Below are 15,962 nucleotides of genomic sequence, written 5' to 3'. Positions count from 1 at the left end.
GCCGGGCTCTGGAACACATCACCGTTTACGTTTACGAAGAGCGTCATATCGCTTTGGGAGGAGCTGACCTGTGTCGGAAGATGCGCTCTATGACATCCGTGACGACCGTTTCCGCGGCCTGATCGCCGGCAGCGCCCGGCTGGAGGAACTCTACAGCGGCTGCCGCTGGGCCGAAGGTCCCGTCTGGTTCTCCGACCTGAATTGCCTGCTCTGGAGCGACATTCCCAACGAGCGGATGATGCGCTGGGTGCCCGACGGCAGTGTTTCGGTTTTCCGCTCTCCCTCGCATTACGTCAACGGCAACACCCGCGACCGCCAGGGCCGGTTGATTTCCTGCGAGCACGGCGGCCGGCGCGTCACCCGCACCGAATTTGACGGCCGCATCACGGTGCTGGCCGACAGCTACAAGGGCAAGCGCCTGAACTCTCCGAACGACGTCGTCGTCAAATCGGACGGCTCGATCTGGTTCACCGATCCGAGCTACGGAATCATGTCCGACTACGAAGGCCACAAGGCGGAACCGGAGCAGGAAACCCGTAACGTCTACCGCATCGACGCTCCGACCGGCGAGATCGAGGCAGTCGCTACCGATTTCATCCAACCGAACGGGCTTGCCTTCTCGCCCGACGAAAAACAGCTCTACATCGCCGATTCCGCCTCTTCCAATCATGAGGTGCCGCGCCATATCCGCGTTTTCGACGTCGTCGACGGCAGGAAGCTGACGAACAGCCGGTATTTCTGCTCGATTGACAGCGGCGTGCCCGATGGTTTCCGTTTCGATGCCAGCGGCAATCTCTGGACCAGCGCAGCCGACGGCGTTCACTGCTTTGCGCCCGACGGCACGCTGCTTGGCAAGATCAAGGTGCCGCAGACGGTCTCCAACATCGCCTTTGGCGGCGTGAAAAAGAACCGGCTCTTCATCACGGCCACGCAATCCCTGTATTCGATCTACACCACGACCAACGGCGCCCAGTACCCATAGGCCCGCCTCAGCGCTGCCTGGGGCTGGGCATTGCATCCAGAAAGAACCACCGATGTTCGAGTTTTCACGCGCCCGCAACCGCCGCCAATCCATCCGCAACGCCTTTTTCATGGGAGCTTGAGATGCGTTCCGTCGTCTCTTTCAACGAAAGCTGGAGTTTTCACGAGGGTTTCGGCAGGCGTCTGCTCGAGGACTTCGATGGCACGGCGACCGTCAGCCTGCCTCATACGGCCGTTGAACTGCCGTTCAACTACTTCGATGAGAAAAGCTATCAGCGGGCATTCACCTATCAGAAGATCCTGCGCTGGATGCCGGAGTTTGAGGGCCGCGAGGTCTCGCTCGTCTTCGACGCAGCCATGGCCGATGCCGTCGTCTACCTGAACGGCGAAGAGGTCATCGCTCACAAGGATGGCTACACGCCGTTCGAAGCACGCCTCACCGACCGGTTGGCCGTGGGCGACAATCTGATCACCGTAAAAATCGACGGTAGCGAAAATCCAGCGATTCCGCCCTTCGGCGGCCGCATCGACTACCTGACCTATGCCGGCATCTACCGTGACGTCTGGCTGAAGGTCACAGACCCGATCTCGGTTGGCAACCTGAAGATCGAAACCCACAACGTGCTGGCAGAGGAAAAGTCGGCAAGTGTGCGCGTCGATCTTGCCAATCCGCAGCAGCTTGCGTTCCTGGGCTCGGTATCCGCGTCGCTGAAGGATGCCGACGGACGCCTGCTTGCCACGGCTTCCGCGGAGACGACCGGTGAAGACCTGACGCTCTCCTTCGGTAGCCTCACCGGAATTTCCCTCTGGGATATCGCCAATCCTGCGCTTTACGAATTGACCGTCGAATTGAAGACAAGCCATGGCTCCGACCGCGTCTCGTCGCATTTCGGCTTCCGCACCGCAGAATTCACGCCCGAAGGCTTTATGCTCAACGGCCGATCGTTGAAGCTGCGCGGCCTCAATCGTCACCAGGCATTCCCCTATGTCGGCTATGCCGCAGGGAGATCGGCCCAGGAGCGCGATGCCGACATCATGAAGTCGGTGCTGAAGTGCAATATCGTGCGCACGTCGCATTATCCGCAATCGAAGTGGTTCCTCGACCGGTGCGATCGCATCGGTCTTTTGGTTTTCGAGGAAATTCCAGGTTGGCAGCATATCGGCGACGAGGAGTGGCAGCAGGAATCGATCCGCAATGTCCGGCGGATGATCGAACGCGACTGGAACCACCCCTCGATCATCATCTGGGGCGTTCGCATCAACGAGTCGCAGGACAGCCATGACTTCTATGTCGAGACCAACCGGCTTGCCCGTGAACTCGATCCGACGCGCCAGACCGGCGGCGTCCGCTACATAACCGACAGCGAGCTGCTCGAAGACGTCTACACGATGAACGACTTCATCCTCGGCAACGAGGAACTGCCCGGCAACAACCGCCCGCGCACGGCGCTTCGCCCACAGCAGGAATCCACCGGCCTGTCGTACAAGGTGCCGTACATGATCACCGAGTTTGGTGGCCACATGTATCCCACCAAGATCTACGACCAGGAAGCCCGGCAGGCCGAGCATGTCCGCCGGCATCTCGAGGTGCTGAACGCCGCCTACGGCGATCCTGACATCGCGGGTGCGATCGGCTGGTGCATGTTCGACTACAACACCCACAAGGACTTCGGCTCCGGCGACCGGATCTGCTACCACGGCGTCATGGACATGTTCCGCGAGCCGAAGTTTGCGGCCTATGTCTATGCAAGCCAATGCGATCCCTCCGAAGAGATCGTCATGAAGCCGGTCACGTTCTGGGCCCGCGGCGAGCGCAACATCGGCGGTGTGCTGCCACTGATCGTCCTGACCAACTGCGACGAGGTCGAGCTGCGCTACGGCTCAGTGACCAAGCGGATCGGTCCCGACCGCGAGAACTACCCGCACCTGCCGCACTCGCCCGTCGTTCTCGACCACCGTCATTTCACGCCGGATGAGCTTGGCACTTGGGGCCTTGAATGGATCGACGGCGAATTCACCGGCTACATTGACGGCGAGCCTGTCGCCAAGTTGACGCTTGTCGCAGATCCGCTGCCGACGACGCTGCAGGTCGTTGCCGACAGCACGACGCTGAAGGCGCGCGAGCGCGACGCGACCCGCGTCGTCATTCGCGCGCTTGATCAACAGGGCCAGCGCTTGCCCTTCATAAATGACAGTGTGACCCTGCACGTCGACGGGCCCGCAAAGATTGTCGGTCCAGTATCGGTTCCGCTGCAGGGCGGCACGGCCGGTTTCTGGTTGGAAGCGATCGGACTGACGGGCGCAATCGGCGTGCAGGTAAGCAGCAGCCGCTTCCCTGACGTCAAGGTCGAACTGACGGCGGTTTGAGCATATTGCAGCCACGCCCAATCCTTCTGGCAGGGCGTGCCCTGTATCCGGACTATGCCGGTTGCACCGATCGCACCGTGCCGTTGTTGTCGACGATGCACGAGAACTTCTTGCCGCCGGCATCGAGGTCGACGCCAAAGGTGCCGTCAGGCAACTGGCGGGAAGCGGTCGGCAATACCTTGGCGTTCGGACCGGCAACTCCAGCCGCCGAATTGGCGCAAAGCAGCTGCAGATCCGCCGGGGCAGTCTGCAGCGTGGTGCGTGCCATGCTTTCAGGCGCTGGCGGCGTCGGCGGCGTGCAGGCGCCAAGGAGCGCCGCGCTTGTTATTGCCGTTATTGCGCGGCCGATTGAATTTCCCCTCACGATGTTCTGCCCCAAAATCCTGTCCCCCGACTAGCGTTATTTACTCCATCTGCGGCGCTGTGCCGTGCCCATTGTCAGACGCCCTTGTAGAGCGCTGCACCCTGCATCAGCACGATCACCTTGGCGCCGATCTTGATCCGCGACTCGAGATCCACGATGTCGTCATTGTTCATGCGGATGCAGCCGGAAGAGACGTCGAGACCGATGGTCCAAGGTTCTGCGGTCCCGTGGATACGATAGATCGTGTCCTGGTCGCCTTCGTAGAGATAGAGCGCCCTGGCACCCAGCGGATTTTCCGGTCCGCCCGGCATTCCGTCCTTCCACTTTGCCGCGTTCGGGTCGCGCGCCACCATCTCGGCCGGCGGCGTCCAGGTCGGCCACTGCGCGGTCCGGCCGACGCGCACGATCCCGGCCCATCCGAAGCCTTCGCGTCCGACGCCGATGCCGTAGCGGATAGCCTGGCCGCCAGGCTGGACGAGATAGAGGAAATGCTGGTTGCCATCGATGATGATTGTTCCCGGCGGCTCGGCCGTTCGGAAGGGAACGGGCTGTCTCCGGAATGCTTCCGGCGGCTGATTGTTGCGCGCGTAGTATTGGCGCGCCTTCTTCTTGTCGTAGTCGACCCAGGTGTGCGTCTTCGAATCGTAGATCTGGGTCTGCGCCCAGGCAGCAAGCGGGCCAACACACACGGCGACCGCGATCAAGGCCAAGGTCAGCTTACGTGCACGTCCGACCTCTCTCACCTTCGCCGGAAGTCTATTGCTTTCCGTCATTTGCTAGCCCACCCATCTACGCGCTTTGCGTTGTCGGCGACCCATTTTGTCGCGTATTCGAGTGGCGGTATACGCTCGACTTCGAGCGCATAGCTCATCGCCGTCGCTTCCTCTGGCGACAGATCGACCTTTTCCAGGAACGCGGCGATATCCGGGTGCTTCTTCTCGAAAGCCGCTGCATATCCGATGCGGAAATTGGCCGCGTCCCAGGCCGTCGATGCCGAGGACTTGGTGATCCAAAGCGGATCGTTGGGACCGACAAGCTTCCACTTGCTGGCATCATGCGCAGGCTCGGCAAGACGGACGATCTTGTGCAGGTCGAAGATGAAATGTGGTGCGTAGCAGGCAAAGACCAGCGGCTGGTTCGTCGCAATGGCGATGTCCAGCCCGGCCATCGCGACTTCCTCTTCCGACTCGACCAGCGTCAGGTTTTTCGCATAGCCGTAGGTATTCGCCCGGACCCGCTCGATCCCTGTCGAAGACCATGTGGGCGCGCCGAGCCACATCTCGCCTTTACCGTCACCATCGGTATCGAGAATCTTCGTCTTTTCCGGATCGCTAAGATCCGCGATCGTCTTCAGGCCCTTCTCCGCGGCAGCCGGCGTCGTGCAGATGCCCTGCCAAGCCGGCACTCCATGCTTGGCGAGAACGACGACGCCCTTTTCCGTAACGAACCGCTTGATGACATCCTCGAGGTTGGGCTGCCAGACCTCCGGATGGATGTCGACTGTGCCTTTCTCCAGGCCGTTGAAAGCAAGCAGCGTTCCAAGCTCCTGCACATCGGCATTGAGCCCGAACTCCTTGGCGATGCCGACCTTGAGGATATTTGCCGTCGCCTGTCCGGAAGGCCAGTTCGGCATCGCGATTACGAGGTCGGCGGAAAAGGCAGCGCTGCTCATTGCAAGCGTTGCGGCGAAGACGGATGAAAAGAGCCCTGAATATGCTACGCGCTTCGCCATGCCTGTCCCCCAAACATGCGATATAGGATCGTAGATATGCACGTCACACTTTGCACGCGAAGATGCATAAAGCTTTCACATCCGTCAAGTCGAGTTGACGTTCCCGGCTGCGCCTACGGGAGGCAGTTTTCGTCTGCCCAAGCCTTGGCGCGCGCAGCCATTGTGGCGAGATGATCAGCGACAGCGAAACCGGAAATCTTCTTCCGCGGCGCAAGATCGTGGTCGCCATCCTCGAGCCAAAAGACTGATATTGCGGAAGAAAGCGGATAGGTCGTCACCTCTTCACGCGTGCCGAATTCGTCGCGCGTCCCCTGGCAGATAAGCGTCGGCGTGCGCAGGTTCGCCAGATGCGCCGTGCGCAACTGTTGCGGCTTGCCGGGTGGATGGAAGGGGTAGCCAAGGCACAATAATCCACGGATCGTCCCCTGCTCGTGGAGCTCGTCCGCCACCATGCTTGCCACTCGTCCACCCATGGATTTGCCACCGATAATGAACGGACCCGAACTCGCGAGTGCCTTTACCGCCTCCCTATATTCGGGGATTAGAGTCTCGGCCTTCGGTGGTGGCTTTCGCGCATCGGACGTCCGGCGTGCAGCCATGTAAGCGAACTCAAAACGCGCAACACGGAACCCGGCCGCCGCAAGCGCGTCTGCGGCAGCTGTCATGGATTTCGAGTCCATCGGCGCGCCGGCACCGTGGGCAAGCATGATGGTGGCTGATGGATTGTCCGGGCCGGTGATCAGGAACTTCTCGCTCATTACGATGTCATAGCGCAATGAGCGAATTCCGACCATATCGTACGGGCGGGGCAGATGCGATCAGTGGAATCTCGGCATGTCTGGAAGGGCCGAGAATTCTTCGCTGATCATTTCGCTCAGGGCGACCAATATTTCTTTGCGGGAGAATCCCGAACGCTCGAGCTCATCGATCATTTGCCCGAGATCCAATTCGAGCTGACCGCGACAGCACGCCACCCGATCGGCAGAAACGAGGAGAATTTCTTCAAGAATCAGCATCGCTTCGCTCCTATTTAGGGAAGCAACCTGCGACCTTGCTAAATGTTCCAACCACGCCCAACAACATTTCCCGCCTCACCAACCACGGGATTCATTACCAATACATCAGATATCGACTGAAACTCTGCACAAAAACCCCATAACGGCCAGTGGTTGTCCTTGGGCAGTTGAATCTTTACGCCGTCAGCGGATGCCACTCCCCGTGACGCACCGGCCGCTAGTGCTGCGCTTGCTCGGTGACCCGTGGCCCCACCGCGCAAATTTACTCATGGAAACCTTTGTGCCGCAAATCAAAAAGCCGGCCTCCTAGAGTAGACCAACGATTTATATTGCAACCACCTGAGTTAGGAGATTTAATATATAATTGAATACGCATACAAGACTGAGCAACGGAACAGTCTGAGGGGGCCTGCAATGCAAAGTTCCCGAGCAAGCAGGGATGGGGCTGCCAATCCCACGATCAATGAAATACGTGATCAAATCGAGCGCATCCTTTCTAGTGGCGAGTTTCACGCCCCCGACCGGGGCCGGCGATTTCTCGAATTCATTGTCGAGGAGACCCTTTCGGGTCGTGCAGACTACTTGAAGGCATACACAATTGCACAAGAGGTCTTCGCGCGAGACACATCCTTCGACGCTCAGAATGATCCGGTCGTCAGGATCGAGGCAGGCCGAATCCGTAGGGCGCTCGAACGCTACTATCTGGTCGCCGGTCACGCCGACAGCATCGTCGTTACGATACCCAAAGGCGGATATGTACCATCCTTCGACTACGCCGAAGGCGCCTGCGGGGCTGCTGTTCAAGCGGTATCGACCCCGAACCCGCCTCTTGAACGGGATCCGACAAAACCAGCGCCGGCCCCTACGCGATCGTCTCCTGCACGCTACCGACGCTGGATCTGGTATGGCATAGCGGTGTCTGCGGCAATTATTGGGATCATAGGTTTCCTCGATGCGCCGAGGCTTTCCGTTACCTCTCCGCGGGCCCTGTCCTCATCTGCTGTTTCAAGCGACGGCAGTCAGCCCAGGATCATGGTCGAGCCGTTCCAGAACGTTCCTGGCAAGGCTGCCTCGGTAGACATCGCACAAGGCCTGACAGACGAAATTGTTGGGCAACTCACGAAGTTCAAGGAGATCGTCGTGATCGCCCCCCGAACACAGCAGGAACTTCAGGCGGCGGAAGGACCATGGTTTGCACTGCAGGGAAGCGTCCGGCTCGAAGCGGATAAAATGCGGCTGATCGCGCGGCTGATCCGCCACGCGGACGGTGCCGTCATCTGGGCGGACGACTATGATGCGGACCTCGGCGAGCGTAACCTGCTTGAGGTGGAGACCGACGTTGCGCAGCGCATTGCCACGACCATTGCCCAACCATACGGTATCGCCTTTCAGCCTTATGTCAGCAAAATCGCCAAGCCGGACAGCGGCGATTGGGAAGCTTATACATGTACGCTGTCTTACTACGCATATCGAGCCGAACTCGATCCGCAGATGCATACGGCGGTAAGAGATTGTCTGAAGGAAGCAATCAGACGGCTTCCAACCAATTCTACCTATTGGGCTTTGCTATCGCTGATCTATCTCGATGAGGTGAGGTTCCAATACCAGCTCAGAGCCCAGCCTTCGCCACGACCACTGGCGCTCGCGGCAGACGCAGCCAAACGGGCGGTGGATCTTGACCCCCAGAACGCACGTGCATTGCAGGCGCTGATGCTCGCCAGCTTCTTCAGCAACGACGTGGACGCTGCGCTGAGAGCGGGAGCTGCCGCCTATGCGATCAACCCCAATGATACGGAGGTTGCGGGCGAATATGGTTTCCATCTCGCGATGTCCGGAAAGTGGGACACAGGCTGCGAATTGATCTCCGGCGCCATCAGCAGAAATCCCGGCCCAAGAGGATACTATGAGGTCGGTATGGCGCTATGTGCCTATATGAGGGGAGACAATCAAGCAGCTGAGCTTTGGGCCCGCATGGCCGACTTGAAATACAATCCCATGCACCATCTCGTTCTGCTAGCCATCCTCGGCTCATCAGGCAAGCTTGATGAAGGGCGTAGCGAGCAGGACTGGCTCCAGACGAACGCCCCGGTGCTTATGGAGAACATCCGCAAGGAAGTAGCATTGCGTCTCCGCCGCGCGGTCGACCAGGAGCGCTTCCTAGACGGCCTGCGCGCCTCCGGCATCGCGATCCCTCCCGCCGATGGCATGATCGGCAGCCAATAGGTCGCGACGTAGCATACCGTATGCTACCCCATTCGACGCGTATTTTACTGCCTTAACGCCCGTACTCACCCTATCCTTTGGAAAACTTTGGAGAACATGGCGATGACTGCAAGCGAGACACCTCAGTCGATGACCAGCGCCGAAGATCTGCGCAAGCGTGCACTTGAACTTCAGCTCGCGGAAATGGAACGCGACGAAAAGATAAAGGCCCGCGAGGCGACGAAACATTCTGAGTTCATCGAGGATTTTTTTCAGAAGCACATTGGCGAGGCAGAACGCGCGGTCATCAAGCGCCTCGTGATGAAGGCCGCAGCAGACGGAAAATACGAGGCAATGGTCTACAGCTTCCCGTCCAGCCTCTGCTCGGACAGCGGTCGAGCCATCAACAACAACCTGCCCGGTTGGCAGAATACCCTGCAGGGCAAGGCGAAGGAACTCTACGATCTCTTCGAAACGCTCGCCAAACCCCAGGGCTACGGCCTGAAAGCGATGATCATCAATTTCCCCGGCGGTATTCCCGGCGACGTCGGCTTCTTCCTGACCTGGGAGCCACCCGTCGAATAAGGGTCGGAAAGGCACCTGATAGCGGATGGGGACACCCGACATGCCCGGGAGGTTTGTCATGAACGGTTCGAGGGACGGCGAGAGCCCTTACCCTCGTTAAGCTGGCAGGAAAATCATCGGCGCACAGCGATGCTCCAGGCTTATAAAGGCCGCGCGTTGACACGCGGCACGTCGGTTGCTGTGCGGGTTATTGAGCGCTAGTCGCGCACGATCGTCCAGTTATCGTCCGGATTAAATTCCTTGATTGTTGTCACCCGCTGCTGTGTTTCGGGTCCCAGATCTCGCTGATAAACGATATTCGCGCCGTTGATGATGAACGTCTGAACCCCCGTCACGCGATACGTCACCGGCCACGCGATCAAGGCAAATCCGCCCGTCATATTGCCATTGACGCTGTAGCTCTGCTTGCCGCCAATGACGTTGGACCCCTGGGCGGTCAGGATGCGGTAGCGATATCCGTAATACCCTTCACCGCGCTTGGCCCTGCCGAAAGCCGCAGTCTCTATCAGATGCCCGGCCGGGCTCTCCTCATCGAACAAACCGGGCTCCCAATACAAGCCATCCCGCTTGCCGGGACTGCTGATCAGCCGCTGAGCGAACTCGTAGACACCATCCTCGTCCTCGTCGATTTGAGCATACTGATACTGGGCATTCACGTAGTCATGCATGGTCTGGATCGTTGCAAGCTCGTTTTGACCGACCCTGCGGTTGACGATCTCCTGCAGCCCGACTTCCGTGTCGAATGCCCATTTTCCGTCCTTGCTTTTGGACAGGGGGAAAGGCAGCGGCCACAGGACATCTCCCACCAGGATCACCTTGCGATCGTCGAGGTCCTGCAATTGCAATTGCCGCCCGGCACCCTCGCGGATCAATCCGTAGCTTATCATCGCCTCGCTGCTGGACCGCAGCTTGACAGCGTTCAGACCGAGTAGGCTTGCCAAGCCATCAACATCATTGGCGCTCAGCACGGTCTTGAGCCGTTCGAGCGCCGCCGAAGGGTCATCAAATGACGGCGGCGTACCAGCCTGGAATTCCTGAAGATCCGTCTGGGTCTGCGACATCGATGGGGCTGCCCACGCCAGGGAGAGAGCCGTTCCGAGCAACAGCGGGATCAATTTCAACTGTGGTCTCATGGTTTATCTCCGGAAATCTGAATAGCTGGACACCCTATCGCCGACCGCCACCACGACCGCCGCCACCCCGACCACCACCGCGGCCACCGCCTCCCTGCGGCATTGGGCGCGAGCGTTGGACGGAGGGACGTGGGCCACCGCGTTGCCCGCCTCCCATACTCTGTCCGCCTCGCTTGGAAGCCACCGCCTCACGTCGCCCCGACTGCACATTGCCGAGGGCGCTGGGCTGGCGCGGACGGTTATCGGCACGCGCCGCCATCTTCGGTGCACTTGGCTTCTTCTTGGCTGCCGGCTTTGATGGACGGTCGGCAGCACTGCCCGGTCGGTTGGCTGCATTCCCTGGACGGGCATCCGCGCGATTGGCCACGTTGCCCGGGCGAGCGTCCGGACGCGATGCACCCGGCCGGTTAGCGGCAGCATCTCCTGCCCTCGATCTCGGATTTGCCTTCAAGCCCTCCATCGTGCCCTTGCGGATGTCGTCGGCGCGGGCGCTGACGTTTCTGGTTCCCTGTCCACGGTTTGCCTGCCGATCGCTGACCTTGTTCTTGAGTTGGTTGCGATTGTCGGACTGCAGGCTGGACTTGATCGCCGAGCGGTCGATATTGGCAAGCTGATCCTTTCCGATGCTCAGCTTGCTCCGGTCCACCTTGGTCCAGTCGATGTCGTTCCACTTGACCTTGCCGTTAAAGTTCCGGTCGTTGAAGCAGTTGTTGCAATCGATATCGAGGTCGCCGTCCCAGTTGCCGCCCCAAACGCCCCAATCGTCCCAGTTGACGATGGCCGCCCACGCGACGCCGGTCACCGCCGCCGCGAAGAACCCGGCCCCTGGATAGTAGTAGTTGTCGTAATAGTCGGGATAGTAGGAGATCGGCTCGACCGCATAGCCCGGTTCGTACAGCATCTCAGGAGGGTACTGCGGAATATACACCTTCTCCGGATCGGTCGGTCGAATGACGACGTTCTCATTTTCCGTGACAACAGTGACCTTGTCGTCCGTCTTGATGATGTTCTTCGCCACAGCTTCGTCCCGAAGCTGCTGGATGGCGATCAGCACGTCCTTTTGCTGGTTGGTCAACGCGTCACCCAGCGACTGCGTCCAATCGAGATCCTCACTCATCATCTTGACGATGTCAGGATAATTCAGAAGCGATATGACGCTTCCATCCCAGTCATCCTTCGGCTTGAGATTGGCATCTTTTTTCTTGGCCTCCAGAAAGCGCGCTGCCTCGACGATTTGCAGGGGAAACAAGGACGCTGCCGAGATCGCGGCCACCAGTTCATCCGGATAGAGTGCGATGCGGGCGACAAGGACTTCGAGTTCATCCTCAGAAAGAAGATCCGTTTCCGGCCCAGTCGGCTCCGTCGTCTCTACCGACACAGGCTTCGGTGTGGGGGTCGCGGTCTGTGAATATGCGGGTGGTCCCGGATGCATGGAAATGATTGCCAAGGCAGAGAGCCCCGCCAGCAACCTGAGGGATCCTGCTTCCATCATGCGCCGACCTCCTTGCAAAAAATGGTACGGATGAATACTCACCGCGGCTTGGGCTTTGCCTCGCCCGACCGCCTGAGCATGACGACTTTCGATTGGGACAGCGCCTCGCCGATTTCAGCGACGAGCGCATCGACGAGGCTCGCATACTCCTGCCGCCGCGTTTCTCTGATATTGTCCGGAAGACGCTCCACATGCGCCAAAGTCTCGGCGGCGGCAGCGAGATCTTCGCACATGCTGCGGAACGTTTCGTTCATTTGGAAAAGCTGCCGTACCCTCGCGGCCTGGGCCGGAAACTGCGCCTCAGCAATCTCCAGGGCGGACAAGTGTGTCGAATTGCTTTCTCCCAACGTCATGCCGCCCCCCGCTGTTATACTCGCGTCAAGCAGATTGAAGTATTGTATTACAGCTACTTAGGATGGAGACGTAACATACGCGAACTTACGCGTGACGGCCCGGAAGGGACTAGACCTACGTCCGCGGTGGCCCTGCCTTTCCGCATTGCGCGTGCCGAAGGCAGCCGTATCCGGGAGGACCTAGCTGCCGCCGGCAAGCTGGTCAAACTACTCTCAATCGCGATGACGATGACTTCCCCGGCAGTTGGCACCCGAGGCAGGGAACGCACGCCGTCGCGGACGACCACCCTTAATCTCGAAAATCCGGACTGCCTGTCGAGCCGCGCGACGCTCGATAGATATTACGTGATGCTACGGGCGTTCGAGACCGCACCGGTCTACTATTTCTTCTCGACTACGGCCGGACGGTTCGGCGAGCGGCCGAAAAGGAGTGACCGTGTTTCTCGACTATTTTGCACTGGGAGTGTTGATCTTCGTCGTGGTCACTCTGTTCTACGCAGTGATCGCGATCCATGACATTCCTCATCTGATCGCCAAGGCCAGAAACCATCCGCACCAGGACGCCATCCACGTTGCCGGATGGGTGAGCCTGTTCACGCTGCACGCAATTTGGCCCTTCCTCTTCATCTGGGCCACGCTCTATCGCGAGGATCGCGGCTGGGGCATTCGGCCCGATGGCAAGCTGTCGGCCGAGGCTGAAGCCAATGCCGAAATCGCCCGCCTTCACGCTCGAATAGCAGAACTCGAGGCGCAGTCGCCGGAGAAGGAGAACGCCTGATGGATCTGCTCCTCATACTCACCTACGCCGCAATCTGCTGGGTGGTCTTCAAGATCTTCCGCATTCCGGTGAACCAGTGGACACTTGCAACGGCCGTCCTGGGCGGAATCTTTCTCATCTCCAGCCTTCTGCTGCTCATGAGCTACAACCATCCCTATACCAGCGATGGGCGCATTTACTTTACATCGGCTCCCGTCATCCCAGTCGTCAGTGGACAGGTCGTAGAGGTGCCGGTCACGCCGAACGCTCCGCTGAAAAAGGGCGATGTTCTCTTCCGGATTGATCCCCGCCCCTATCAATATACAGTCGATCAGAAGAAAGCGTCTCTTGCCGAAGCCGTGCAAACCGTCCTGCAATTGAAGGCTGCTCTCGATGCCGCCAACGCGGCCGTAACCGGTGCGGAAGCTTCAAGGGATCGCTCCCTGCAGGCCTTCGAAAAGTTTCAGCAATCGAACGAGAACTCAAAGTCCAGCGGTAGAGGAGCCGTGTACTCGGAACTCGAAGTCGAGAACCGCCGCGGGATCTATCTGACAGCCGAGGCCACCGTCGACACGGCCCGCGCTCAGGCGACGCAGGCAAAACTCGCCTATGAGTCCGAGATCAATGGCACGAATCCAACAGTGGCACGGCTGCAGGCCGAATTGCAAAGCGCCGAGTACGACCTGGAGCAGACGACGGTCCGTGCGCCGAGCGACGGCTACGTGACGCAGGTCTTTCTCCGCCCCGGCATGATGGCAAACCCCCTTCCCTTGCGGCCCGTGATGGTCTTCATGAACAGCGAGGACCGGATGCTGGGTGCAGCCTTCATTCAGAATTCGCTCCAGCGGGTGCGGGCCGGCGACGAAGCCGAGGTAGCCTTCAAAGCCGTGCCCGGCAAGATCTTCAAGGCGCGGGTCCAGGAAGTCATCGATGTCATGGCGCAGGGCCAACTGCAGCCGAGCGGCGCGCTGATCGACCCGCAATCCCCGGAACGGGCATCGCCGGGACAAACGTTGGCGCGCATCGAGTTGCTGGAAAGCACCGCGGAGTATCAGCTGCCCGGTGGTGTGGTGGCCGAGGTAGCCGTCTACACGCATCACTGGCACCACGTCGCAGTCCTGCGCAAGGTCCTGCTGCGCATGAGCAGCTGGATGAACTACGTCTTCCTCGAACACTAGAATGCATCAACCCTTCCGGTGGCCGCTGGAGTGCGGCGGCCGGGCAGACTCGGAGATCAGACAAGAAATAACAAGGGAACCCAAGGTGATAGGCAGCCTACCAATATTGCGGGGTCTGGCCGGCTTCAACAAAGACTGGCTTCGTAGCGATATCCCGGCCGGGCTGTCGATCGCTGCGGTGGGTTTGCCGAGCGCCATCGCCTATCCCGCGATTGCTGGGCTCCCGCCAGAGACAGGCATCTACGCCAGCATCGTTGCTCCGATCGCCTACGCGATCTTCGGTCCTTCAAGGCTCCTGATCGTCGGTCCCGATGCCGCAACAATGACGGTGCTCGCGGCTGCGATGACCGCTATCATCGCGGCCGAACCTGCCGCTGCCAATATCGACCGGGTTGCCATCGCCTCGGCGCTCGCCCTTGGCGTTGGCGTATTCTGCATCGCGGCAAAACTGCTGCGGCTTGGCGTCCTCGCGAGCTTTCTGTCGCGTCCGATCCTGGTGGGCTTCTTTGCCGGCGTGTCGCTTTCCATCCTCGTCGGGCAGATCAGCCGCTTCACAGGCGTGAAGATCGAGTCCGATGGGCTGCTCGCACCAGTCTTGGAAATTCTCGGCAAGGGCTCCTTGATCCATTGGCCGTCGCTTCTCTTCGGCCTTGCCATGTTCGCGTTGCTCTGGATCGTTAGGGCATTCAACGTCAAGGTTCCGGGTCCTGTTCTCGTCGTCGTTGTCTCCGTCATTCTCTCGGCGCTCTTCGATTTCCGGGGGCACGGCATCGCTGTTGTCGGCGATATCCCGAGTGGTTTCCCGAGCCTATCCCTACCGGCGCTCCATCGGATGCCGCTCGATAAGATCATACTCGGCTCGGCCGCCGTGTTTCTCGTCAGCTTCGGCGCCGGCATCGTCGCCGCGCGCAGCTTCGGCTCCCGCACCGGTGAAGAGGTCGATGCCAACCAGGAATTGATCGGTATCGGCGCCGCCAACATCGCACCCGGGCTCTTCGGCTCCTTTCCGATCAGCGTCTCGGATTCCAGAACCGCCATAAACCTGTCGACCGGTGGCGTCTCCCAGGCCGCAGGGCTGGTTTCGGCCGCCACGCTGATTGCCGCTCTTGTGTTCCTTCATAGCGCCCTGCGGATCCTTCCGATCCCCGCGCTCGCCGCGATCCTCGCAACCGCGGCCATCAGTCTCATAGACGTTCAGGAACTCAAGAAGATCTGGCACATCAGCCGCATGGAGTTCGTCTTTGCGCTGATCGCCATGTGGGGCGCAATCAGCTTCGGCGTTCTGAACGGCGTAGTCGTCGCCGTTGCCGCGACGTTCGTGTACCTGTTGCGCAAGACGATGTTTCCACGCGATGGCCTGCTTGGCCATATCGAAGGTCGGCACGGTTTCTTCGACCTCGCCCGCTTCCCGGAAGCTCGCCCTGTCGAAGGCGCTGCCGTCTTCGCGGTCCAGGGCAATATTCTGTTCTACAACGCCGACTATGTCCGCATGCGGCTGACAGCGATCGCTAAGGAACTCGCCCCCGGAACCAACTGTCTTGTGTTGGACGCCAGTGCCATCACGCACATGGACAGCACCGGCGCCGTCGCACTCGACGCCGTGGCGGATGCCTTGGCAAAGCGGGACATCGTCTTTGCCATCGCCGACCTCAGCGAGGAAAGCCGCGGCATCCTCGAGCGTGCCGGGGTCATCAACAAGATCGGCACGCACAATCTTTTCAATGGTCGGGAAGAGGCGTTGCGCGCGCTCATAGGCAATTCCGCAGGGCAATGAATGCGCCCAGCGCGGCGCGACATTAAAC

At 59.8% G+C, this 15,962-nt stretch carries 15 protein-coding genes; 7 read left to right on the top strand and 8 right to left on the bottom strand.

The window, feature by feature from the left end:
* The first annotated feature begins 70 nt into the window (after window positions 1–70).
* Window positions 71–982: an SMP-30/gluconolactonase/LRE family protein gene (locus FHX09_RS25095; RefSeq protein ID WP_132591595.1), complete on the top strand. Its 912-nt coding sequence runs from the start codon at window positions 71–73 to the stop codon at window positions 980–982.
* Window positions 934–3,348 carry a glycoside hydrolase family 2 TIM barrel-domain containing protein gene (locus tag FHX09_RS25090; protein ID WP_348649195.1) on the top strand — a complete coding sequence of 805 codons (2,415 nt, stop codon included), beginning with the start codon at window positions 934–936 and terminating at the stop codon, window positions 3,346–3,348. Before FHX09_RS25095 ends, FHX09_RS25090 begins: the two co-directional genes overlap by 49 nt.
* 52 nt (window positions 3,349–3,400) lie before the next feature.
* On the opposite strand, the gene FHX09_RS25085 is transcribed toward FHX09_RS25090, so the two are convergent.
* From FHX09_RS25085 to FHX09_RS25065, 5 genes are all read right to left on the bottom strand, one after another.
* The gene (locus FHX09_RS25085) at window positions 3,401–3,712 is read right to left on the bottom strand and encodes a hypothetical protein (protein WP_245505503.1); all 312 of its coding nucleotides are present in this window, start codon (window positions 3,710–3,712) and stop codon (window positions 3,401–3,403) included.
* Window positions 3,713–3,786: 74 nt separating this feature from the next.
* Window positions 3,787–4,485: a L,D-transpeptidase gene (locus FHX09_RS25080; protein WP_132591589.1), complete on the bottom strand. Its 699-nt coding sequence runs from the start codon at window positions 4,483–4,485 to the stop codon at window positions 3,787–3,789.
* A complete protein-coding gene (locus FHX09_RS25075) occupies window positions 4,482–5,444 on the bottom strand; it encodes a glycine betaine ABC transporter substrate-binding protein (protein WP_183722502.1) in 963 nt (320 codons plus the stop codon). Before FHX09_RS25075 ends, FHX09_RS25080 begins: the two co-directional genes overlap by 4 nt.
* 113 nt (window positions 5,445–5,557) lie before the next feature.
* Window positions 5,558–6,202, bottom strand: a complete 645-nt coding sequence (locus FHX09_RS25070) for an alpha/beta family hydrolase (protein ID WP_037082969.1) — start codon at window positions 6,200–6,202, stop codon at window positions 5,558–5,560.
* Between the two features lie 60 nt (window positions 6,203–6,262).
* A complete protein-coding gene (locus FHX09_RS25065; RefSeq protein WP_007794020.1) occupies window positions 6,263–6,460 on the bottom strand; it encodes a hypothetical protein in 198 nt (65 codons plus the stop codon).
* A 414-nt stretch (window positions 6,461–6,874) separates the two neighbouring features.
* Between FHX09_RS25065 and FHX09_RS25060 the strand changes: the two genes are divergently transcribed.
* Both FHX09_RS25060 and FHX09_RS25055 read left to right on the top strand, forming a co-directional pair.
* Window positions 6,875–8,683 carry a hypothetical protein gene (locus tag FHX09_RS25060; protein WP_184450793.1) on the top strand — a complete coding sequence of 603 codons (1,809 nt, stop codon included), beginning with the start codon at window positions 6,875–6,877 and terminating at the stop codon, window positions 8,681–8,683.
* Window positions 8,684–8,785: 102 nt separating this feature from the next.
* Complete coding sequence (locus FHX09_RS25055; protein WP_183722493.1) at window positions 8,786–9,247, top strand: hypothetical protein; 462 nt, start codon at window positions 8,786–8,788, stop codon at window positions 9,245–9,247.
* 197 nt (window positions 9,248–9,444) lie between these two features.
* Here the strand turns inward: FHX09_RS25055 and FHX09_RS25050 are convergent, their stop codons facing one another.
* From FHX09_RS25050 to FHX09_RS25040, 3 genes are read right to left on the bottom strand one after another with little or no spacing between them, the layout of a single operon-like run.
* Window positions 9,445–10,380 carry a DUF2950 family protein gene (locus tag FHX09_RS25050; RefSeq protein ID WP_132591583.1) on the bottom strand — a complete coding sequence of 312 codons (936 nt, stop codon included), beginning with the start codon at window positions 10,378–10,380 and terminating at the stop codon, window positions 9,445–9,447.
* A 34-nt stretch (window positions 10,381–10,414) separates the two neighbouring features.
* Entirely contained in the window at window positions 10,415–11,869 is a 1,455-nt protein-coding gene (locus FHX09_RS25045) for a DUF3300 domain-containing protein (RefSeq protein ID WP_132591641.1), read from the bottom strand.
* A 41-nt stretch (window positions 11,870–11,910) separates the two neighbouring features.
* The gene (locus FHX09_RS25040) at window positions 11,911–12,225 is read right to left on the bottom strand and encodes a hypothetical protein (RefSeq protein ID WP_132591581.1); all 315 of its coding nucleotides are present in this window, start codon (window positions 12,223–12,225) and stop codon (window positions 11,911–11,913) included.
* Window positions 12,226–12,661: 436 nt separating this feature from the next.
* Here FHX09_RS25040 and FHX09_RS25035 point away from each other — a divergent pair, with 436 nt between their 5' ends.
* The 3 genes from FHX09_RS25035 (at window position 12,662) to FHX09_RS25025 (ending at window position 15,934) form a co-directional block, all read left to right on the top strand.
* The gene (locus FHX09_RS25035) at window positions 12,662–13,003 is read left to right on the top strand and encodes a DUF3302 domain-containing protein (protein WP_007794042.1); all 342 of its coding nucleotides are present in this window, start codon (window positions 12,662–12,664) and stop codon (window positions 13,001–13,003) included.
* Complete coding sequence (locus FHX09_RS25030; protein ID WP_132591579.1) at window positions 13,003–14,160, top strand: HlyD family secretion protein; 1,158 nt, start codon at window positions 13,003–13,005, stop codon at window positions 14,158–14,160. The genes FHX09_RS25035 and FHX09_RS25030 overlap by 1 nt, the downstream gene beginning before the upstream one ends.
* An 85-nt stretch (window positions 14,161–14,245) precedes the next feature.
* Window positions 14,246–15,934 carry a SulP family inorganic anion transporter gene (locus FHX09_RS25025; RefSeq protein ID WP_132591577.1) on the top strand — a complete coding sequence of 563 codons (1,689 nt, stop codon included), beginning with the start codon at window positions 14,246–14,248 and terminating at the stop codon, window positions 15,932–15,934.
* Window positions 15,935–15,962: the final 28 nt, after the last annotated feature.

It is taken from the genome of Rhizobium sp. BK538 (genome assembly GCF_014197575.1).
Classification (GTDB): domain Bacteria; phylum Pseudomonadota; class Alphaproteobacteria; order Rhizobiales; family Rhizobiaceae; genus Rhizobium.
The sequence above is the reverse complement of the archived record's forward strand: the minus strand, read 5'-3'. Positions and strand labels throughout refer to the sequence as shown.

Bases quoted from the DNA above. Each gene is read 5' to 3' on its own strand.
- FHX09_RS25080 (WP_132591589.1), bottom strand. From the start codon at position 4,485: ATGACGGAAAGCAATAGACTTCCGGCGAAGGTGAGAGAGGTCGGACGT.
- FHX09_RS25075 (WP_183722502.1), bottom strand. From the start codon at position 5,444: ATGGCGAAGCGCGTAGCATATTCAGGGCTCTTTTCATCCGTCTTCGCC.
- FHX09_RS25070 (WP_037082969.1), bottom strand. From the start codon at position 6,202: ATGAGCGAGAAGTTCCTGATCACCGGCCCGGACAATCCATCAGCCACC.
- FHX09_RS25065 (WP_007794020.1), bottom strand. From the start codon at position 6,460: ATGCTGATTCTTGAAGAAATTCTCCTCGTTTCTGCCGATCGGGTGGCG.
- FHX09_RS25060 (WP_184450793.1), top strand. From the start codon at position 6,875: ATGCAAAGTTCCCGAGCAAGCAGGGATGGGGCTGCCAATCCCACGATC.
- FHX09_RS25055 (WP_183722493.1), top strand. From the start codon at position 8,786: ATGACTGCAAGCGAGACACCTCAGTCGATGACCAGCGCCGAAGATCTG.
- FHX09_RS25050 (WP_132591583.1), bottom strand. From the start codon at position 10,380: ATGAGACCACAGTTGAAATTGATCCCGCTGTTGCTCGGAACGGCTCTC.
- FHX09_RS25045 (WP_132591641.1), bottom strand. From the start codon at position 11,869: ATGGAAGCAGGATCCCTCAGGTTGCTGGCGGGGCTCTCTGCCTTGGCA.
- FHX09_RS25040 (WP_132591581.1), bottom strand. From the start codon at position 12,225: ATGACGTTGGGAGAAAGCAATTCGACACACTTGTCCGCCCTGGAGATT.
- FHX09_RS25030 (WP_132591579.1), top strand. From the start codon at position 13,003: ATGGATCTGCTCCTCATACTCACCTACGCCGCAATCTGCTGGGTGGTC.